General features: G+C 63.1%; 21 protein-coding genes. 11 read left to right on the forward strand and 10 right to left on the reverse strand.

Annotation, left to right across the window (positions count from 1 at the left end; all coding sequences use genetic code 11):
- Positions 1-8 precede the first annotated feature (8 nt).
- Entirely contained in the window at positions 9-1286 is a 1278-nt protein-coding gene (locus tag JST30_01880) for a DUF3386 family protein (GenBank protein MBS1713066.1), read from the reverse strand.
- A gap of 198 nt (positions 1287-1484) precedes the next feature.
- Between JST30_01880 and JST30_01885 the strand changes: the two genes are divergently transcribed.
- From JST30_01885 to JST30_01895, 3 genes are read left to right on the forward strand one after another with little or no spacing between them, the layout of a single operon-like run.
- Positions 1485-2225, forward strand: coding sequence for a PEP-CTERM sorting domain-containing protein (locus tag JST30_01885; GenBank protein MBS1713067.1), 741 nt, complete (start codon positions 1485-1487; stop codon positions 2223-2225).
- A 36-nt stretch (positions 2226-2261) separates the two neighbouring features.
- Entirely contained in the window at positions 2262-2987 is a 726-nt protein-coding gene (locus JST30_01890; protein ID MBS1713068.1) for a prepilin-type N-terminal cleavage/methylation domain-containing protein, read from the forward strand.
- A gap of 4 nt (positions 2988-2991) precedes the next feature.
- A complete protein-coding gene (locus JST30_01895; GenBank protein MBS1713069.1) occupies positions 2992-3549 on the forward strand; it encodes a MarR family transcriptional regulator in 558 nt (185 codons plus the stop codon).
- 2 nt (positions 3550-3551) lie between these two features.
- Here JST30_01895 and cysK read toward each other — a convergent pair whose 3' ends face one another.
- The 4 genes from cysK to JST30_01915 form a co-directional block, all read right to left on the reverse strand.
- Positions 3552-4463, reverse strand: a complete 912-nt coding sequence (cysK, locus tag JST30_01900; protein MBS1713070.1) for a cysteine synthase A — start codon at positions 4461-4463, stop codon at positions 3552-3554.
- A 9-nt stretch (positions 4464-4472) separates the two neighbouring features.
- Positions 4473-5324 carry a serine acetyltransferase gene (locus JST30_01905; GenBank protein MBS1713071.1) on the reverse strand — a complete coding sequence of 284 codons (852 nt, stop codon included), beginning with the start codon at positions 5322-5324 and terminating at the stop codon, positions 4473-4475.
- 101 nt (positions 5325-5425) lie between these two features.
- Positions 5426-6754 (reverse strand): DEAD/DEAH box helicase, encoded by a 1329-nt coding sequence (locus JST30_01910; protein MBS1713072.1) that lies wholly within the window; start codon positions 6752-6754, stop codon positions 5426-5428.
- Positions 6755-6952: 198 nt separating this feature from the next.
- Positions 6953-7705, reverse strand: coding sequence for a DUF2071 domain-containing protein (locus JST30_01915; protein ID MBS1713073.1), 753 nt, complete (start codon positions 7703-7705; stop codon positions 6953-6955).
- Between the two features lie 130 nt (positions 7706-7835).
- On the opposite strand from JST30_01915, the gene JST30_01920 reads away from it, so the two are divergent.
- Both JST30_01920 and JST30_01925 read left to right on the forward strand, forming a co-directional pair.
- Complete coding sequence (locus tag JST30_01920) at positions 7836-9002, forward strand: exo-alpha-sialidase (GenBank protein ID MBS1713074.1); 1167 nt, start codon at positions 7836-7838, stop codon at positions 9000-9002.
- Positions 8999-9295 carry a MoaD/ThiS family protein gene (locus JST30_01925; protein ID MBS1713075.1) on the forward strand — a complete coding sequence of 99 codons (297 nt, stop codon included), beginning with the start codon at positions 8999-9001 and terminating at the stop codon, positions 9293-9295. The genes JST30_01920 and JST30_01925 overlap by 4 nt, the downstream gene beginning before the upstream one ends.
- 19 nt (positions 9296-9314) lie before the next feature.
- Here JST30_01925 and moeB read toward each other — a convergent pair whose 3' ends face one another.
- The gene (gene moeB, locus JST30_01930) at positions 9315-10802 is read right to left on the reverse strand and encodes a molybdopterin-synthase adenylyltransferase MoeB (protein MBS1713076.1); all 1488 of its coding nucleotides are present in this window, start codon (positions 10800-10802) and stop codon (positions 9315-9317) included.
- Between moeB and JST30_01935 the strand changes: the two genes are divergently transcribed.
- Positions 10686-13457, forward strand: coding sequence for a PSD1 domain-containing protein (locus tag JST30_01935; GenBank protein ID MBS1713077.1), 2772 nt, complete (start codon positions 10686-10688; stop codon positions 13455-13457). The two genes, moeB and JST30_01935, sit on opposite strands and share 117 nt — an antisense overlap.
- 188 nt (positions 13458-13645) lie before the next feature.
- Here JST30_01935 and JST30_01940 read toward each other — a convergent pair whose 3' ends face one another.
- Together JST30_01940 and JST30_01945 are read right to left on the reverse strand one after the other, a co-directional pair.
- A complete protein-coding gene (locus JST30_01940; protein MBS1713078.1) occupies positions 13646-14134 on the reverse strand; it encodes a hypothetical protein in 489 nt (162 codons plus the stop codon).
- Between the two features lie 33 nt (positions 14135-14167).
- Complete coding sequence (locus tag JST30_01945) at positions 14168-14386, reverse strand: hypothetical protein (protein MBS1713079.1); 219 nt, start codon at positions 14384-14386, stop codon at positions 14168-14170.
- A 106-nt stretch (positions 14387-14492) separates the two neighbouring features.
- Here JST30_01945 and JST30_01950 point away from each other — a divergent pair, with 106 nt between their 5' ends.
- From JST30_01950 to JST30_01965, 4 genes are all read left to right on the forward strand, one after another.
- A complete protein-coding gene (locus JST30_01950) occupies positions 14493-15047 on the forward strand; it encodes a hypothetical protein (GenBank protein ID MBS1713080.1) in 555 nt (184 codons plus the stop codon).
- A 74-nt stretch (positions 15048-15121) separates the two neighbouring features.
- Positions 15122-15412, forward strand: coding sequence for a hypothetical protein (locus tag JST30_01955; protein ID MBS1713081.1), 291 nt, complete (start codon positions 15122-15124; stop codon positions 15410-15412).
- Between the two features lie 20 nt (positions 15413-15432).
- Complete coding sequence (locus tag JST30_01960; protein ID MBS1713082.1) at positions 15433-15678, forward strand: (4Fe-4S)-binding protein; 246 nt, start codon at positions 15433-15435, stop codon at positions 15676-15678.
- Between the two features lie 64 nt (positions 15679-15742).
- Positions 15743-16099, forward strand: a complete 357-nt coding sequence (locus JST30_01965) for a hypothetical protein (protein MBS1713083.1) — start codon at positions 15743-15745, stop codon at positions 16097-16099.
- Positions 16100-16256: 157 nt separating this feature from the next.
- Here the strand turns inward: JST30_01965 and JST30_01970 are convergent, their stop codons facing one another.
- Positions 16257-17138, reverse strand: a complete 882-nt coding sequence (locus JST30_01970; protein MBS1713084.1) for a hypothetical protein — start codon at positions 17136-17138, stop codon at positions 16257-16259.
- Positions 17139-17185: 47 nt separating this feature from the next.
- Complete coding sequence (locus JST30_01975) at positions 17186-17416, reverse strand: hypothetical protein (GenBank protein ID MBS1713085.1); 231 nt, start codon at positions 17414-17416, stop codon at positions 17186-17188.
- Between the two features lie 109 nt (positions 17417-17525).
- Here JST30_01975 and JST30_01980 point away from each other — a divergent pair, with 109 nt between their 5' ends.
- A complete protein-coding gene (locus tag JST30_01980) occupies positions 17526-19076 on the forward strand; it encodes a DUF1501 domain-containing protein (GenBank protein ID MBS1713086.1) in 1551 nt (516 codons plus the stop codon).
- Positions 19077-19128 lie beyond the last annotated feature (52 nt).

Here is a 19128-nt window from a genome sequence, read left to right on the forward strand (position 1 = left end):
GCGGCGCCTTAGCCCTTGAGGACTTTGTAGTCCGAGAAGACGACTTTCATCGACACGGACTTTCCCCGTACCCGACCCGTGACCTTGCGTTCGGCGGGAAGCCGGTCATCCCCGACGGTCACGAAACGGTCCTCGTAGGTGAGTTCGGATTCGACGGTACCGTCAGGCCCGGTCGTGGTCGACGTGAACCGTCGGGACAAGGTCTTCCCATTGGGAAGCCGCTCGACGTCGAGGATCCGCAAGACCAGGCGTCGGCCCTCGATCGTCCGAGCGACTTCGGTCACGGCTCCGTCCTTGACCCGGTACGTCGAGCCGAACGTGTCGGCGACCGCGATCTCACGGCCCGTCCGGTCTTTCCGACCGGTCCACGTCACGACGTTCCGACCGTCTCCATCCGCGAACGGGACAGACCGACGGTGCCTAAAGAGGCTGGAGATTTGCGTCCGGACATGGTCTTCGTCTGGCCAGCGCACGTCCCTGTCTTCGAAGACGATTTCCGGTTCGGGCGACCGGTCGGCAACCACACGACCAGAAACGGTCCGGTGCCCGTCGCCCGCTTCAAAGTCGGCCGACCACCTGAGCGCACTACTGACCGCTTCGCGGGCCTCGGAAGCGGTTTGGAGGGACCGGTAAGCCTCCTCGTCCGACCCCAAAGTCATCGGTCGCACGACCGGCAACGTGAGGGTCGACCACGTCTTCTTCAAACCGTACCGGCTGCCTTGCCACGTACCGGACTTCCTTTCCACGTGCAAAGCCCGGAGCGCGACCGGCATGCCACGGAGCCCGAACGGGACCCTGGCTGTACCGTTTTGACCTAGCACGAGGGGCGTCCCGTCCGACAAAAAGAGCTTGGCCGAGGCGTCCGGCGTGCCGTTCCATCGGACGCGGACGGTCCACGCGTCCGAACCTGCGTCGGCGGCCAATTGCAGACCGTTCTTGGGCACCGATCCGGCTTCGGAAAGGTCGAACGCGGCCCGAGCCTGGTAGACGAGCAGGAAGGGCCCCTCGCCTCTGTCGATGATCCCGTATGGGAAGGACAGCGAGAACGGCCCGGGTTTCGACCGCCACGGATAGGACCGCGCGCCGTCGCGACTGTCACCTTTAATGACCACAATCCCGTCGATCGTGAGGGCCTGTCCAGGGTCCCAAGACACACGGTCCCCCTGGGGTGATTCGGCCAGTTCGACGGTGGCCATCGACCGGTCCTTGTCATAGGTCACCCAAACAAAATGGGCTTGGGATTGAATTGCCCACAGCATCATCCAGACGCACAAAAATCTTGCCATACAGCAAATGACTTTACTCCAAAGTGCACGATGGCCAGGCCTCATGATCAAGAAGAAATCCGCGTGTCGCCCAAGCGTGTGTCATCCAAAATGACCTCGGCGATGCTGGGACTTTCGCCACCGCGCTGTTCCAGCCCGTCCCAGGCCTAAACACACGGCCCGGTATGGTTTTGTCGGAGGGCAACACCAGGAACCGTTATGAGAACCCGATTCGGCAGGAACACCCTCCTCTTGGCCGCCCTCGTGGCGCCCGGCGCATGGGCCCAGACCTTGAACATCGACCCGAGCGACGACATCTGGGCGTACGGACACGCCACGGACGGTGGCACCGACACTCTGATGCGGGTCTGGGGCGATGGGACGCGCAGTTATGAGCCGGGCTGGCCTCCTCCGGACGAGCTTTCCTATGGATATCTGAAGTTCGACCTTTCCGGGGTCTCGCCGGGCGAATACGTCGTCACCTCGGCCGTCCTGACCGTCACCCACCGTGTCACTTCGACCGGAACGTTCACGAAAGAAGCGGGCGAAACCCATCCTTTGGAAGTAAGGGCCCTTTCCGACGCGTTCTCCGAGGCCACCTGGGACTTCTCGGATCCAGGCACCCCTGGCCCCTCGTCCCAGCTTTACGGTACGGGCTCGCTCGACGCTTACGACGCCACCCAGTCTTTCCGGATCGCGTCCGACCTCACGGGGCAGGCCTTTACGGACGCGTTCAACGGCGCCGTTTCCGGGTCGGGTTCGATCGCGTTCGCTTTGACCAGCACGATGCCCGTCACGGGGATGGACGGCGCCCTGCCCTACCGGATCTTCACGAAGGAGAACACGGACAACGGCCTATGGCCCCGACTGGAGGTCACGTACCAGGCCGTCCCTGAACCGATGTCCCTTGCGGCCTTGGCCGCTGCCGCCGTCGCCTTGGCCTCCCGTCGCCGGAGGTGAGTCGGCCGGCTCTACGACCACAACGTACGAACAACCATGAAACGAGCCTTCACCCTTATCGAACTCTTGGTCGTCATCGCGATCATCGCGATCCTTGCTTCGATCCTGTTCCCGGTCTTCGCAAGGGCGAAAGAAAGCAGCCGAAAAGCCGTCAGCCTGACCCGGGCGAAACAAATGAGCGTCGGAGGGGCGCTGTACATGACGGACAGCGACGACACCTACTGGCCCCTGATGTACGTCGGCGAGGCCGGTCAGACCCAGCCGGACAACTATGGGTTCTTCCGCTGGCCGTGGTTGCTGAAGCCGTACGCGAAGTCCTTTGAGGTGTTCATCGATCCGATCGACGCGGAGCGGCCCGATTTCCGGGACCCGAATTCGGACATGTTCGGATACGCCTTCGGCTTGACCCCGAGCTTCGGTTACAACGCCCGGACGTTCTCGCCTGGGGAGGACCTTTCGATGCCGGACCTGGAGCCTTACCGGCCCGTCTCGACGAGCGCGGTTTCAGAGCCTGCTCAGACACTCTTGTTCGCGAGCAGCGTCTACAACGAACCTGCCGACAAACCGAAAGTCGGTTTCTACCGGGTCTATCCGCCGAGCAAGTGGACGCGGGAACTTCCGATGCGGGGCCGGTCGTTCGGCCACGTCTGGCCACGGTTCTTCGATACGTACGCGAGCACGGTCTGGGCCGACGGGCACGTCCGGTCGATGACGGTCTCGCAGTTGGACCACGAGAGTCTGTGGACCGCCTCTAAGCCTTGAGCGAATGGCGAGTAACATCGCCGGTGTGACCGGTGGAGACTGCGTCAAAGACTGCGCGCTGACCGCAAGCTGTTTCGATATCCGCTCCCATGAGATCCCCCCTCATGGGAGCGAGCTTGCCGACAGGTACGTCTTCCTGATGTCCGAGCTCGCCGACAAGCACGGCTCTGTCAAAGCGATGGAACTGACCCGGCGTCTCGGGGTGAACGCGGCGACCGTGACGCGCAACCTCCAGCGCCTCGAAACCGCCGGTCTCGTCCAAGTCGAGCGGCACAAAGGCGCCCGCTTGACGGACGAAGGTCGGCAACTCGCCGACATCATGCGGTACCGGCACGAGACGTTGGCGCGGTTCCTCCTCATCCACGGGGTCAAACCTTGTACGGCCCAAAAGGAAGCGGTCCGGCTGATGTCCGACCTCTCGCCCGAGACCCTTCGGGTCTTTGCGACGCTGCTCGCGGAACGCATGGCCTTCAAGGACAGGGAGAGCTGCACCGTCGTCAGTTGCAGTTGCCAGCAAGGGGAGTGCCTGCAGAGCAGGCTCCGCTCCACATCGAACTCTTAGCGTCAGAACAGGCCTTCGACGCTCAGATACCGCTCACCGGTGTCGTAACAGAAGGTCAAGACCCGGGCTCCGGCCCCCTCCCTGTCCAACGCTTTCGCGACGCCCGCGAGTGCCGCTCCCGAGGACGGGCCGACAAAGATCCCTTCCTCCTTTGCCGCCCGGACCGCATAGGAGAAGGCTTCCTCTTCCGACACCGTGATGGTCCCGTCCAAGGTGGAGACGTGGAGGTTTTCAGGGATGAACCCGGCACCCAGCCCCTGGAGACGATGGGGCCCAGGTTCGCCCCCACTGATCACAGCCGACTTTTCCGGCTCGACCGCGAACGTCTTCATCGAGGGGAACTTCGACTTCAGGGTTTCGCCGACCGCTGTGATGTGGCCGCCGGTCCCTACGCCCGTGACCAGGAGATCGAACCCTTCGGGAAAGTCCTCCAGGATCTCGACGGCCGTGGTCCGGAAGTGGGCGTCGAGGTTGGCCGGATTTTCGAACTGTTGAGGCATCCAAGCACCCTTCGTCGAAGCGACGATCTCTTCCGCCTGGGCGATCGCGCCCTTCATTCCCGACTCTCTGGGCGTCAGGACGAACTCGGCACCGAAGGCTGCCATGACCCGGCGTCGCTCGACCGACATCGACTCAGGCATCACAAGGATCAATCGGTAGCCCTTGACCGCGGCGACCATCGCCAGTCCGACTCCGGTGTTCCCAGAAGTCGGTTCGACGATGACGCCGTCCCGGGTCAACAACCCGCGACGTTCGGCGTCCTCCACCATCGAAAGGGCGATCCGGTCTTTGATGCTCCCTCCAGGGTTCGCCCGTTCCAGCTTCATCCAGATTTCGGACGATTCCGGGAAGAGTCGACGGATCCGGACGTGCGGTGTCCGGCCGATGGTTTCTAGGATCGATTCTGCTTTCATGTCAAGTGCTCAAATGTTGAATTCAAGAAGTTCTTCGACGGCGTGGCCGGGAGTCTGGAGACGGCTGGCGTTCGTGACCAGTGAACGTGGCGGCACGCTCGTCGTCAACCAGACGTTTCCGCCGATGGTGGAGCCCTTCCCCACGACGGTCGTGCCGCCCAAGATCGTGGCGTTGGCATAGACCGTCACGTCGTCTTCGAGCGTCGGGTGCCGCTTCGAACGGGCGAGGGCCTTGTCGACGCGGAGCGCGCCCAGCGTGACGCCCTGATAGAGCCGGACATTGTCGCCGATCACGGCCGTCTGACCGATCACGACGCCCGTCCCGTGGTCGATGGCGAAAGCCCGACCGATGACAGCCCCCGGATGGATGTCGATTCCGGTCTGACGATGGGCGTACTCGGCCATCAACCTCGGCATAAGAGGCACGCCGCAGTCCACAAGCACGTGGGCCACCCGGTAGACCGCGGTCGCATAGAAGCCAGGGTAGGCAAGGACGACTTCGTCCAAGCTCTCGGCACTCGGGTCCATTGCGAAGACCGCTTCTGCGTCAACGGTCAAGAGCCGTCGGACGTCTGGAAGGGCCGATTCGAAGCGGCTTTCCGTCTCCCCGCAGGGATGTCCTTCTGGCATGAGGGGGCGGACGGCCTCGATGAACAACTCTCGAAGAGCGTCTCGACCTGCCGGATCCCTGAATCCGATCGCTCCGCCGTCGTGGAAGTGCGGGAACAGGCACGATAGGGCCGTCCTGCAGAGTTCCTCCGAGCGGACGCGCAGTCCAGGCGGCAGTCCTCGACCTTCGAACGGGTCACTCTCCGATAGACCCGACGAAACTCCGGATCCGGCGACGGCCTCTCCGCACATGTGAATCTTTACGTCGGATTCACCGATCGCGTGCCGGCCCTTGACCCGAACGTCTGATCAGCCCGGGTACAGGGACCCGGGCACGTCCGAAAACCCTCCCGTCAACGCTTCCTTTTCCGCGAGAACCGGGAACCTTGCGGACGAGGCCCGGCATGGGTCGGTCGCACGGCGGAGTGCGGATGAGAGTGGTGTTCGCCTTGTCCTCCGGAGACGGCCGACTGGAAAATGAGGCGCGAGGCCCTTTCCGCGGCGGGTCCGGCAAGGTTCGCCGTCAGCGGCTCCGCGACTTTGCCCCGCGTCCTTCCGGTGCGCGCAGCGTGCGGCGCGGCGGTGCTTCTCGGCGAGACTTCCAGTTCTTTACCCGTCAAACGTTCGATGTCCCGGACGTCCTTCGACTGGTCGGGAAGCGCGATCGTGATGGCTTTGCCTCTGGATCCGGCCCGACCGGTCCGCCCGATACGGTGGACGTAGTCGTCGGCCTTCTCAGGCACGTCGAAATTGATGACCAGACCGATGTCCTTGACGTCGATCCCTCTCGCCGCAATGTCCGTGGCGACCAGGATGCGGTACTCGCCGTCTTTGAACCCCTGGAGGGCTTCCCGCCGTTGGGCGAGCGTCCTGTCGGAATGGATCTCGGCTGCCGAATGTCCCTGGTTCCGGATCGATTTGGCCAGTTTCCTCGCGCCGTGACGGGTCCTGGCGAAGACAAGGACCGAGCCCCGGTTTTCATCGAGCAGGCTGTGCAGAAGCGGCTGCTTCCCTTCGTGCTGCACATAGAAGAGTTCCTGACGGACCAGTTCGCTAGGCGTACCTGCAGGGGCGACGTCGATACGGACGGGCCGGTACAGATACGCGTCGGCCAGATCCGCGATCTCCTTGGGCATCGTGGCGCTGAACATGAGCGTCTGACGACGCTTCGGCACCGTATCGAGGATCTTCTTGATGGCGGGCGCAAAGCCCATGTCGAGCATCCGGTCGGCTTCGTCGAGCACGACGATGGATACGCGGTCGAGTCGGACCGTCTTTTGGTTCAAGTGGTCCTGGAGCCTGCCCGGGGTCGCGACGATGACACGGTGTTCACGTCGGAGCTGTTGCACTTGCTTGCCCATCGAGGCGCCCCCGATCACGAGGACACACGGGACGTGCAGCTTGTGGAACGTTTCGGCGATCTGTTGGGCCAACTCGCGGGTCGGTGCCAAGACGAGTCCCACCTGGCCCGGCTTGAGAAGCTGGACCATCGGGAGGCCAAAGGCTAAAGTCTTTCCCGTACCCGTCTGGGCGATGCCGACAAGGTCGGCCCCCGACATGGCGACGGGGATCGCCTTTCCTTGGATGGGTGTAGGTTCGACGATGCCGTGACGCTTGAGCGACTGGCACAGGTCGGGGGTGACACAGAGGGGCGCGAAGCCCGAATTCGTTCGTTGTGACATAAAAAGTGGTCGCGCTCTGCGCGCGTGCTGCGAGTGATCCGCCAGGTCCGCCGTAGCAGGGGCGGAGAACCTGTGCGCAAGCGCTTCCCGATGGGATCCTCGCGCGGGGAGAGTGTCGTCCTAATCCGGACGAAAGGGGATGATACCCTTTTCATAGGCACGCGAGGCGTGTTCCGAGAGGCTTCGGGGTATTTCGGACTAGGCCAGAGTGAAAGCCGACCGTGGCCGGGACTCCAGGTCGGGCTCGGCCCGCCATTGGTGTGCGACGTCCCGCATCACCAGAGCGTGGTCGAAAACGACGGTTCCTGGAGGATAGTGGCGGCCGTCCTCAAAGTAGCTCGCCCGGATCCGCAAGACGGCCATCGGCCAGACGTCCCACTCGTAGGTCCAGAGTCGGACGGCCCCCAGGCTGGCCGGATCACGGGACGGAGAGAACCCGACGCTGCCGGCTTCGAAGAACCGGCTCGCTTCAGCCAGGGAAGCAAAACACGAGTCCTTTGGCATGTACGGAGCGTCTTCCCCCCAGACTTCGACCGAGGCCTCGCCGTCCTCCGATTCCATCGACAACCGGATGCTATGGTCGGTATCCTCGACGCTGAAGCTCGCAGCGTGTTGCTCGCCGGGGAACACTCGCCCGCCCGCCCACCTGTTCAGGGCCGATCCCGTGTCCCGCCGGACGACGAAAACGCCTTCGCGCAACGTGCCGTCGGGATCGTCCCACTCCACAGCGATACGGTGCGCAGCGTTCTCGCTGGCCGCTCCAAGGAACACGGGAAACCCTACCGGTCGAAGCTGTTCCAACCGGATGAGACAGACACCGACGACCGCATGTCCGCCCTGAAGCTTCGGTCGCAAAGGGGCCGGGAGCCCGGCCGCGACGACCGTTGGATCCGCTCTGAAGTTCAGCAGGACCCTTCGCTTGATGGTTCCTTGTACGGTAGGAAGTAGCAACGCTTCTTCCAGTGTATCGGACGCCCTCTCGAATCCCGTCACATTGGTCCAGGAGCCGATGGATCAATCTCCATGTTCCGGTCATGTTGCCTGGTACCATGACGTCCAATCCTCGGAGAAACACCGCCCTATGAGCAAAGTCAGAGTCCTCGTCGGTACGAAAAAAGGCGCCTTTGTCTGCACGTCGGACGAGGCCCGTCAAGACTGGGCCATCGAAGGCCCGTTCTTCTGTGGTTGGGAGATCTACCACGTCAAAGGCTCGCCCGTCGATCCTGACCGCATCTTCGCTTCGCAGACGAGCGGTTGGTTCGGCCAGATCATCCAGCGGTCTGACGACGGTGGGAAGACCTGGAACCCGCCTGGAAGCAAGCCCGAAGACCTCGTGAACGAAATGGGTTGGCCTCAGGGCGAAAGCAACAAGTTCGTCTACGACGGTGTCGCCGGCACGCACAAGTGGTACGACGGGACGCCCCACCCTTGGGAGTTCAAGCGCGTGTGGCACCTCGAGCCGTCGCTGTCCGATCCCAACGTCGTCTTTGCCGGAGTCGAAGACGCCGCCATGTTCAAGTCGTCCGACGGTGGTGCGAGTTGGACGGAACTGAGCGGTCTTCGGACCCACACGACGGGGCAGGACTGGCAACCCGGCGCCGGCGGTATGTGCCTCCACACGATCCTGATCGACCCCACCGATCACGACCGGATGTTCGTCGCCATCTCGGCGGCGGGAGCGTTCCGCACTGACGACGGCGGGACGACTTGGAAGCCCGTCAACCGCGGGTTGAGTTCGAACTTCATGCCCGATCCGGACGCCGAGGTCGGGCACTGCGTCCACCGCATCGCGTTCCACCCGTCGAAGCCACAGACCCTCTACATGCAGAAGCACTGGGACATCATGCGCAGCGACGACTCGGGCGACATGTGGCGCGAAGTCAGCGGCAATCTGCCGAGCGACTTCGGCTTTCCGATCGACGTCCACGCCCACGAACCGGAGACGGTCTACGTCGTGCCGATCAAGTCGGATTCCGAGCACGTTCCGCCGGACGGAAAGCTGCGCGTCTACCGCAGTCGGACGGGCGGCAACGAGTGGGAGGCGCTCACTCAAGGGCTGCCTCAAAAGAACTGCTACGTCAACGTCCTTCGCGAGGCCATGGCGGTGGACACGTTGGACGAATGCGGCGTCTATTTCGGTACGACGGGCGGCCAGGTCTACGTGTCACCGAACAGTGGCGACAATTGGACGGCCATCAACGAGCACTTCCCTCCCGTCCTCTCGGTCGAGGTCCAGACCCTCAAGTGATCCGCGTCACGCTGCCCCACCACCTTCGCAACCTCGCCGGAGTCGGACCGGAAGTCGAACTGGACGTCGACAGGCCCGTAACGGTGTCGACGGTCCTCGACGCACTGGAGGCCCGGTATCCGGTCTTGCGGGGAACAGTGCGCGATCACGGCACTTTGAAAAGGCGTCCTTTCCTACGGTTCTTCGTGTGCGGGAGGGACGTCTCTCTCGAGCCTTCCGACAAAGAGCTACCGATGGACGTCACCGAGGGAGCACAACCGTTCATGATCGTCGGCGCGATCGCGGGCGGCTGAACGTCGGCGCTGGACCCGTTCAGTAGTTCGGCATGTCGGGACGGACGGTCTCGATCCAGGCTCTGATCCCGCCTTGAAGGTCGTGGACCTTTCGGAACCCGGCCGCCCGAAGTAGGAGGACCGCTTCGGCGCTTCGCGACCCCATGAGACAGTGGATCACGGTCTCGGCCTCGGGATCGAGGTCGAGCAAGCTACCGGGAAGGTCTCGGAGCGGGATCAGCCGGGAGCCAGGGATGCGGTTGATCTGGAACTCGTGGGGTTCCCGAACGTCGAGAAGGACGAAGTCGCGACCGGCAGACCGCCATGCTTCGAACTCGGTCACTGAAAGACCGTCGGGACCGAGTGCAGCCGCACCGACCCCGCAGAACGCGGGATAGTCGATCAGTCCCGTGAGCGACGGTCGGTCGCCGCACGCCGGACAATCCGGATCGCGCGCGATTTGTATCTCCGTGAACGTCATCGCCAGGGCGTCGTACATGAGGAGGCGGCCGACCAGAGGCTTCCCCTTTGCCAGCACGAGCTTGACCGCTTCCGTCGCTTGGATGACTCCGATGACCCCCGGTAAGATTCCCAAGACGCCTCCTTCGGCGCAGCTCTGTACGGTTCCCGGAGGCGGCGGTTCCGGGAAGAGGCAACGGTAACACGGCCCTCCAGGAGCGGCGAACACGGTCGATTGGCCGTCGAACCGAAAGATCGAGCCGTAAACGTTCGGCTTGCCGAGCAACACGCACGCGTCGTTGACCAGATACCGCGTCGGAAAATTGTCCGTCCCGTCGAGGACGACGTCGTACCCTCCTAAGGTCTCAAGGGCGTTTTCGCTGGTCAGGAACGTCTCGTGCGCGATCACGTCGATATGAGGATTGATGTCTTGGATTCGGGCTGTCGCCGCCGCGATCTTGCTGTGACCGACCGACGTCGTCCCATAGAGGATTTGCCGTTGCAGGTTCGACGTGTCGACGACGTCGAAATCGATCAGACCGATCGTGCCGATCCCGGCTGCGGCGAGGTAGAGCGCTGCGGGCGAGCCAAGGCCCCCGACTCCGACGATCAGCACCTTCGCGGCTTTGAGGCGCTCTTGCCCTTCGAGCCCGACCTCCGGCATGATGAGGTGCCGGCTGTACCGCATGGTCTCTTCGTTGGTCAGGTGGGACACGGTTCCGATTCTGAGCCATACGTGCGGTCGTCGCCGGGTTGGCCGTGCGACAGGTTCCAGCCAGGAGCCTGACGTGTCATCATAGACGTGCCCGTGTTCGGAAAGCGATTCCACCTCCTCGTCCTCGCCGCAAGTTGCACGTTCGTCGGTGCGGCGGCGTTTGTGGCGCCTCGCGACCCGGCGCCCAAGCCGGATCCTAAGCGCGTTCTTAGCTATAACCGCGACGTCCGCCCGATCTTGAGCGAACACTGCTTCCGCTGCCACGGGCCTTCGGCGAAGGAGGGTCAAGCCGGTCTGCGCCTCGATCTTGCCGAAAGCGCGACCAAGGACCGGGACGGCCGGCACGTGATCCATCCCGGCAAGTCGTCCGAGTCGTCGATCCTGCTCAGGATCAGGCCTGAGACGCCCGAACTTGCCATGCCTCCGCCGGACTCCGGCGTCAAGCCGTTGTCCGACGAAGACGTCGCGACGATCAAGGCCTGGATCGACCAAGGGGCTAAGTACGAAAAACTCTGGTCGCTGATCCCGCCGAAGTCCCCGGCCCTTCCCATCGTCCAAGACACGAAATGGGTCCGTAACCCCATCGACACCTTCGTCCTGCGGCGGCTCGAAGACGCCGGGTTGACCCCGGAGCCTGAGGCCGACAAGGCCACGCTGCTTCGCCGTGCGACACTGACCCTGACCGGGTTGCAGCCGACACCTGCCGAGCTGGACGCGTTCCTCAAAGACGGTTCGAAGAACGCTTACGACAAGGCTGTGGACAGGCTTCTCGCAAGCCCGAGGTACGGCGAACATCAAGCCCGGTATTGGCTCGACGCCGTCCGCTACGGCGACACACACGGCCTGCACCTCGACAACGAGCGCGCGATCTATCCTTACCGCGATTGGGTCGTGCGGGCCTACAACCAGGACTTGCCGTACGACAAGTTCGCGCTCTGGCAGCTAGCGGGGGACTTGCTTCCGGCTCCGTCGACCGACCAACTCATCGCTACGGGCTACATCCGGATGAACCCGACTACGAACGAGGGCGGCGCCATCGCTGAGGAGTTCCAAGCGAAGAACACGTTCGACCGGGTCGACACGACGTCCACCGTCTTCCTCGGCCTCACTGTAGCTTGTGCCCGGTGCCACAGCCATAAGTACGACCCCGTCACCCAGGCCGACTACTACCGCCTGTTCGCCTTTTTCAATTCGACTGCGGACGAACCTCTCGACGGCAACCTGTTCACTCCAGACCCTGTCCTTCGCGCACCGTTCCCTGAGGACGAGAAGAAGCTGAAGACGATGGCGACGGACCTTGGAAAGCTCGAGGCCAAGGTCGACGTCCAGGCGGCGCAAAAGTGGCTCGCCGGTAGGCGCGTCGAGTTTCCGACGGTCGGCAAATGGGAGGTGTCGGACCAAGTCCAGGCGCCGAGTTTCGACGCCGCGTACGACACGGAGAGCGAGCCTCAAAACTGGATGCCGGTCGATCTGAAGCCGGAAACGCCTTTGACGTTCTTTACAAAGGAGAACGCATACGCCTACTTACGCACGACCGTCGCCTCGGCGAAAGCCCAAGAGGTCGGGCTTCGTCTTTCGAGCGACGATGCGATCAAAGTCTGGGTCAACGGCGACCTCGTCCATGCCAACAAGGCCCTTCGCGGCATCGGGCAGAGTTACGATTCGATCCGCATCAAGCTAAGGGCCGGGGACAACGCCATCGTCGTGAAAGTCGCCAACGCCGGTGGCCCCGGTGGCGTCTTCTATGGCCTCGGTGACGACACGGACAAGCGCGCGACCGAGGTCGCCAAGCTCCAAGGCAAACCTGAAGGCGAGCAGGCCTTACGCCGTCTCTATCTTCAGGCCGGGCCCGACTCTCCCGCTGCGGCCGCCTATCGGGAGCAGGCCAAGTCGTACGACACCTTCCTGGCGTCGATCCCGCAAACGCTCGTCGCTAAGGAGCTCCCCAAACCCCGTCCCACGTTCGTGCTGCGTCGTGGTGAATACAACCTGCCCTCGGACCCCGTCGAAAGGGCGATTCCCGAATCTCTCGGATCGTTGCCCAAGCGCGCGCCTGTCAACCGGCTCGGGTTCGCCGAGTGGCTGACCGCGAAAGACAATCCGTTGTTCGCCCGCGTCTTCGTCAACCGGATCTGGCAGCAACATTTCGGGACCGGCCTCGTCAAGACAGCGGAGGATTTCGGTAACCAGGGGGAGTGGCCGAGCCATCCCGAGCTCCTGGACTATTTGGCGACGAAGTTCGCAAAGGACGGGTTCAGCCTGAAGAAGCTGCATAAGGCGATCGTGACGAGCGCGGCGTTCCGCCAGCGGTCTTCTGTGAAGGGCAAGAAACTCCAAGTCGACCCTGAGAACCGCTTGGTCTCACGCGGACCCCGGTTCCGCTTGGACGCCGAAGTCTTGCGAGACCAAGCCCTCTCCGCTTCGGGTCTTCTCTATGAGAAACCGGGTGGCAAGGGGTTCAAACCGTACCAGCCGGCAGGCCTCTGGGAGGAAGTCGCGTTCCTAGACAGCACGACCGCCCGTTATCAGCAGGACACGACGCAAGAGATCTACCGCCGCAGCCTCTACCTCTTCTGGAAACGGACGTCGCCGCATCCGGTGATGTTGACTTTCGACGCTCCGATGCGGGAAATGTGCGTCGTCCGGAGGGCAAGGACGAACACACCGTTGCAGGCCTTGGTCACGATGAACGAGCCGGCCTTTCTCGAAGCATCGCGAGAGTTCGCCGAACGGATCCTCAAAGGCCCGTCGAAGACGGACGACGACCGGCTCGCTGAGGCCTTTCGGTTGTCCCTCGGACGGGCGCCTTCCAACGACGAGGTCGTGACGCTGACATCGGCGTTACGGCGGTACGGAGAACGCTACGCGAACGACCCCGCTTCGGCCAAAGAACTCGTCTCCGTCGGCATGACGCCGCCCGACCCGGCCGTGGATCCGCAGAAGCTCGCAGCGTGGACGATCGTCTGTTCGACATTGTTCAACCTGGACGAGTTTTTGACCCAGCACTGACTTCCGGACCGGACCGTCCGAGGACCGACCAACGTCATACGGAACGCGATCTGGGCGACCGGGCCGGCCCCTCGGCAGACGAGCGGTCTGGCGTCATTGGCCGAGCAACGCGAGAGTCACGTCCACACCTCAATGCCAGAACCGAAACGGTGGCGAAGGACGTTCACACAGGACCACGAGGTCCGGCATCAACGCGCTCTCTTTCCGATCCAGGCCGTATCGATCCCGTGCCCCATGAGGATTTCGGACAATTGCCCGACGTGTCCGCTCAAGTGACGCAGGTTGACCAATTGGTGGTCCAGGCGCGAGAGGCCCTTATAGTAGGGAAAGCGACAATCGGACTCGTCGAGATCGAGCGCTTCGATCCGTGGCTGAACCCGCTTGCGGACGTCGGCACAATAGGAGGCCAACTGGTCCTTCGAGTACGGCGGGAGGTCTTGCGGCGGGTTCCAAAGCGGCGGGACCTGCGGATCGTGGTCCGGCCATGGGCTGAACTCGTCTGGACACGCGTGAAGATAGAGGTCGGTGTAGTACAGAGTGTGGTACACGATACGCCAGTACAACCTTGGGTTGACGCCCGAGAGCCACACGTCGTCCGGGCATTCTTCGATCGTCTGACCCAACATCTGAAGGGCGGCAAAGTACTGACCGGCCAGGGCCGACTGAAGCGGGGTCACACGCTGATTGTGGCCGGTCGGCCCCAAGCCCCGCTATCCCTTGCGCCACTTGCCGGGCCAGGGCCGGAAAAGGCCACGTTTCTCGCTCCTCGGGGTCTGGAGCTGTTCGATGAGGCCGGCGACCCTCTCTAACTGGAGGCCCCACTCGAGAAAGCCCGTCAAACGCAGCTTCGCCGCGAGGTCCCAAAGGACGCTCACGTAACGTTTGAGGGCTTCGACCACGGAGGCTTGAGAGGCGTTGTGTTCAGGCATCGTTTCAAAGACCGACGCCGTTCTTGCACCGCAGATTCCCGGATTTTTGAAAGACAAGGGACGAAGTGACCGTCGTCGCCGCGAAAGGCCAAGCTACACTGCGGCTATGAAAGGGTGGAACCTGATCTTCGTCATCGCTATGCTGGCCTTGTCCGGTTGTGGCGCCGGGGCCGGAGACAACGTTACGGTCCAGGACGCCCAGGGCAACAAAGTCACGACCGATCGCGACGGAGGCAAAGTCACGGTCGAAGGGGCAAAGGGTGAAAAGGCGACCTTCGAATCGGACGGAAAGGGTGGAGGCACCGTGACGAGCACGACGCCCGAAGGGAGGCAGTCGATGACTTCAGGGACGTCGTTCCCGGAATCGGAGCTCGGTCTTCCGTTCTATCCGGGGTCGACGGAGAAGCCTGAGGGAAGTTTTAAGTCGGAGTCACCGACCGGATCGAGCCATATGTCCGTCCGTTCGACCAAGGACGAACAGGCTAAGGTCGCGGCGTTCTATAAGTCCAAGTTAAAGGATCCGACCTCGGTGTCGACCAATGGGAACGAAATGTTGACGGGCAAGTTACCGGACGGTTCGAACGTACAGAACACGGCGACCCGCGAGGAGGGACAGTCGGAGACGACCATCGGCGTCCTCGTCGTCCGCGAAAAGCACTGAGGTCCTGCTCCGCTCTTACGTTCGACGCTCCGTCACCGATCCGTCTCTTGCGCCTTCGCGCGTGAAGGACGCCAATGTCGATCAGCATTAAGCCGAACCTGTTCGTCCGGATCGAGCAGCTCGAAGGCGAAAACGCGCCGCGCCCGCTACCGTTGAGCAGCGGTTTTTCCGTCGGCCGCGCCTACGAGGTGCTCGGGATCCATGCGCCGTCCGAATCGTCCGAAGCCTTCTTGATCCTGAAGAACGACCGTGACGAGATCTGGTTCGTCTCGAACCGCCACGTCCGCATCGTCGAGCATCGGCCGGTGAGACACGTCCCTCAGAACAGCGTCCATCGCGACGGCGTCGCCAGACCGTCGCGCTGAACACCGGGTAAACCCTCGCGATGGACGGGCACAAGGAGTACACGAGAGACGGAGTGACGGTGGTCTGGAAGCCAGAGTTGTGCCGCCATTCGGGTCTCTGCGCCCGCGGGTTGCCGGACGTGTTCGATCCCAAGCGCCGTCCATGGATCGACATGGACATGGCCGACGTCCGACAGATCGTCGAGCAAGTGACCCGGTGCCCTTCGGGCGCGCTGAGCATCCGGGCCGAGGACGAGGACGGCCTGTGCGTCCGTCGCCAACTCTAGATCTTGAGAGTCCTGTGACCGGTGCGCTTCCTCGTGCCCGCCGTCCGTCCTAACGCTCGACGAAATGTACGAACGCAGGTCGATGCCGCTTCTTCCCTGGTCGAAGTTCAGACGGCGGGTCGCGCGCCACGCCTTGATCGCTTCGACCATGATTTTGGCCGCGCTCGGGATCGGGATCCTCGGCTATCACTTCGTAGGGAGCCTCGGATGGATCGACTCCTTGCTCGAGGCGTCGATGATCCTCGGTGGGATGGGGCCTGTTTCACCGCCCCGTTCCGACGCGGCCAAGGTCTTCGCGTCTTTCTATGCGCTGTTCTCAGGACTGATGTTCATCGGCATCGCCGGCGTCATCGTCGCCCCCATTGCCCACAGGATCCTCCACCGCTTCCATCTGGAGGACGTCCAAGAAGGGGACGCCTGACAACGGCCGTCCAGGGCTCTCGGCCGACGGCGGGCCTTCAAGCCGGTTCCTTACCGTTCTCGGCTAGAACGTCCGAAGGTCGGTCGGCTTCGACGTGCTAGCAGACCCAGACTTTCGGCTCGTCCGTGCGTAACAAGAGGCCATAGAGAGCCATCGCTCATTCGGCAACGGTGCCGACCAGGGTCACCGTTCCGCCCGCACCGACCGACCTGACGCGTGGGCCTTCGTTGCTGTTGCCGACCGTTCTGCTTTCCAAGAGAAAGACCGTTTTGCCGTGGCAGGCGACCCCCGTCGTCGCCCATCCGCCCTCGCTCTTCGACACGACCGTTTGCCGTCCGTCTCGGGCGATACGGACGACCCGCCCTATCGAAGGGACAGCCGCGTACAGCGAACCGTCACTCCCGACAGTGAGGCTCCAGACGTTCGGTCGGCCACGGTCGTCAGCATAGAGCTTGTCGCTCACCGTGCCTCCGATCTGGGCATGGAGACGAAGCACGCCGTCCCGGCCCGCCTTCAGGATCCTTGCGCCGTCGGACGCATAGAGATCGCCGTCAGGGCCCCATGCCAACGCCCGCACCTGCCCTAAAGCGCCAAGCTTGCCTTCGGGCGAGCCTGACCCACGGAAAAGGCTGGTCCGCCCGCCCCGGTCTGTCACGAGAACGCCCTTCTCCTGATGGACAAGTGAGCCCTCTTTGTCCACCAGGAAGACGCCATGGAGCGCGTCCACCGAACTTGTGACGGCACGGTCATAACGGCCGTCCGGTTTGAGACGGTGGACGGAACTCCTCCACGCCCCGCCGGATTCGTGAAGGGTCTCGGCATAGAGTCTCCCGTCGAGTCCCTTCGTGACCCAATGACAGTGAAACCGGTCGACGAGCTTCTTCGGCTTGACGCCGGCTTCAAATCTCCAGATCCCGTTGTGGAGAGCGTCGCCGGTCAGGACGGACGTCGCCGAAAGCGCGACGATCCCGTTTCCGGGATGGGCACCAGCGAACAGGGCTGATCCGGCCAAGACGGTGACGAAGGACGCTTTCAGCATGGTGGTTTTCAGGGAACGATGCGGGCGCCGCCGCCGGTTCCCAGACTTCAACCCGCTTCGTAATTGTGATAGAACCACAGCTCGCCAAGGGCCCACGCGACGGCACCGGACACCATCAGCCACCCGGCGAGCGCTTTCCCGCCGTAGACCAAGCACCAGAGTCCACCGATGAAGACAGCGACGACCGCGACGATGCGGACGGGCCTGTGGGCCAGCCATGACGCGCCTTCGAGCAGGTTGAGGGCGTTCGCAGCGGCTTCCAGGATGCTCAGCGGCATGTCAGGTTTACGGAACGGGCCGTCCACGGTTCCAGCGACCTAAGGCTCCTCCAGTCGTTTCACTCACTCCCTTGTTCACTCCCCGCCGCGCTACAATAGGTTCACCGCCATGGATCCTCGACGAGAGCACGAACTCCTGATGACCCGCCGCCAGCTTTTCGGCAAGACGGCGATGGGGGTCAGCACGGCCGCCCTGCACACGCTCCTGCGCGGCAGCGGACTCGGAGGGGGGCTCGTCGCGAGCGCGATCGCCCAAGCGCAACAGCAGGCCAAGATCGGCAAACCTCGACCCGGCCTTCCCGGCATGCCGAATTTCGCGCCCAAAGCCAAGCGCGTGATCATGCTGTTCATGAACGGCGGCCCGAGCCAGCTCGACCTCTTCGACTACAAGCCGAAAATGGACGAGAAGTTCGACGTCGACCTCCCGGACGAGATCCGCATGGGGCAGCGCATCACGACGATGACGAGCGGACAGGCCCGCTTTCCCGTCGCACCGAGCAAGTTCAAGTTCCAGAAGTACGACAACAACGACGAGGGCCTGTGGGTCAGCGAACTGCTCCCCCACACCGCTTCGATCGCGAAGGAGCTCTGCGTCATCAAGTCGATGTGGACGGAGGCGATCAACCACGACCCTGCCGTCACCTACATCCAAACAGGCTCTCAACTTCCCGGCCGTCCCTCGCTCGGCGCGTGGGTCAGCTATGGCCTCGGCTCGATGAACGAAGACCTCCCCACGTACGTCGTCCTCCACGCGAAAGTCAGCAGCGGAAAGGTCGACCAGGCGCTCTTCAGCCGTCTTTGGGGCACGGGCTTCCTTCCGAGCGAACACCAGGGCGTTTCGCTCCGCTCGAGCGGCGACCCGATCCTCTACCTCGACGATCCGCACGGCCTCGACCGCAAGACGAGGCGCGAGATGCTGGACGACCTCGCCAAGCTCAACCAGATGCAGGTCGACCAGTTCGGCGACCCCGAGATCGCGGCCCGCATCCAGCAGTACGAAATGGCGTACCGCATGCAGTCCAGCGTCCCCGAACTCATGGAGATGAAGGACGAGCCAGAGGAAGTCTTCGACCTCTATGGCCCGCAGTCCAAAGAGCCCGGCACCTTCGCCGCATCGTGCCTGCTCGCCCGGCGCATGGCCCAACGCGGCGTGCGCTTCATCCAGATCTGGCACCGCGGGTGGGACCAGCACGGCAACCTTACGGTGGACTTGCCCAGCCAGTGCAAGGACACAGACCAGGCCTCGGCCGCGCTCGTCAAAGACCTCAAACGGCTCGGCATGCTCGACGACACCCTCGTCGTCTGGGGCGGCGAGTTCGGGCGCACGATCTATTGTCAAGGCCCCCTCACCCGCGAAAACTACGGCCGCGACCACCATCCGCGCTGCTTCACCAGATGGATGGCCGGTGGCGGCGTCAAACCGGGCATCAGTTATGGCCACACCGACGACTTTTCGTACAACATCGTCGACAAGGACGGCCGCATGATCGACCCATCGGTGGACGCTTTCACTCCCGGCGCGGTCCACATCCACGACATGAACGCGACGATGCTGCACTTGCTCGGCATCGACCACACGAAGCTCACCTACCGTTACCAAGGCCGAGACTTCCGCCTGACCGACGTGCACGGTCACGTCGTGCAAGACCTGCTGGCGTAAGCCCCCTCCTCGTGTGAAGGCGATGGTTCGTGCGCCGAACATGAGGAGGGGG

This window comes from Armatimonadota bacterium (genome assembly GCA_018268395.1).
Classification (GTDB): Bacteria; Armatimonadota; Fimbriimonadia; order Fimbriimonadales; family Fimbriimonadaceae; genus JAEURO01.

Bases quoted from the DNA above. Each gene is read 5' to 3' on its own strand.
- JST30_01880 (MBS1713066.1), bottom strand. From the start codon at position 1,286: ATGGCAAGATTTTTGTGCGTCTGGATGATGCTGTGGGCAATTCAATCC.
- JST30_01885 (MBS1713067.1), top strand. From the start codon at position 1,485: ATGAGAACCCGATTCGGCAGGAACACCCTCCTCTTGGCCGCCCTCGTG.
- JST30_01890 (MBS1713068.1), top strand. From the start codon at position 2,262: ATGAAACGAGCCTTCACCCTTATCGAACTCTTGGTCGTCATCGCGATC.
- JST30_01895 (MBS1713069.1), top strand. From the start codon at position 2,992: ATGGCGAGTAACATCGCCGGTGTGACCGGTGGAGACTGCGTCAAAGAC.
- cysK (MBS1713070.1), bottom strand. From the start codon at position 4,463: ATGAAAGCAGAATCGATCCTAGAAACCATCGGCCGGACACCGCACGTC.
- JST30_01905 (MBS1713071.1), bottom strand. From the start codon at position 5,324: ATGTGCGGAGAGGCCGTCGCCGGATCCGGAGTTTCGTCGGGTCTATCG.
- JST30_01910 (MBS1713072.1), bottom strand. From the start codon at position 6,754: ATGTCACAACGAACGAATTCGGGCTTCGCGCCCCTCTGTGTCACCCCC.
- JST30_01920 (MBS1713074.1), top strand. From the start codon at position 7,836: ATGAGCAAAGTCAGAGTCCTCGTCGGTACGAAAAAAGGCGCCTTTGTC.
- moeB (MBS1713076.1), bottom strand. From the start codon at position 10,802: ATGGATCACGTGCCGGCCGTCCCGGTCCTTGGTCGCGCTTTCGGCAAG.
- JST30_01945 (MBS1713079.1), bottom strand. From the start codon at position 14,386: ATGCCTGAACACAACGCCTCTCAAGCCTCCGTGGTCGAAGCCCTCAAA.
- JST30_01950 (MBS1713080.1), top strand. From the start codon at position 14,493: ATGAAAGGGTGGAACCTGATCTTCGTCATCGCTATGCTGGCCTTGTCC.
- JST30_01955 (MBS1713081.1), top strand. From the start codon at position 15,122: ATGTCGATCAGCATTAAGCCGAACCTGTTCGTCCGGATCGAGCAGCTC.
- JST30_01960 (MBS1713082.1), top strand. From the start codon at position 15,433: ATGGACGGGCACAAGGAGTACACGAGAGACGGAGTGACGGTGGTCTGG.
- JST30_01965 (MBS1713083.1), top strand. From the start codon at position 15,743: ATGTACGAACGCAGGTCGATGCCGCTTCTTCCCTGGTCGAAGTTCAGA.
- JST30_01970 (MBS1713084.1), bottom strand. From the start codon at position 17,138: ATGCTGAAAGCGTCCTTCGTCACCGTCTTGGCCGGATCAGCCCTGTTC.
- JST30_01975 (MBS1713085.1), bottom strand. From the start codon at position 17,416: ATGCCGCTGAGCATCCTGGAAGCCGCTGCGAACGCCCTCAACCTGCTC.
- JST30_01980 (MBS1713086.1), top strand. From the start codon at position 17,526: ATGGATCCTCGACGAGAGCACGAACTCCTGATGACCCGCCGCCAGCTT.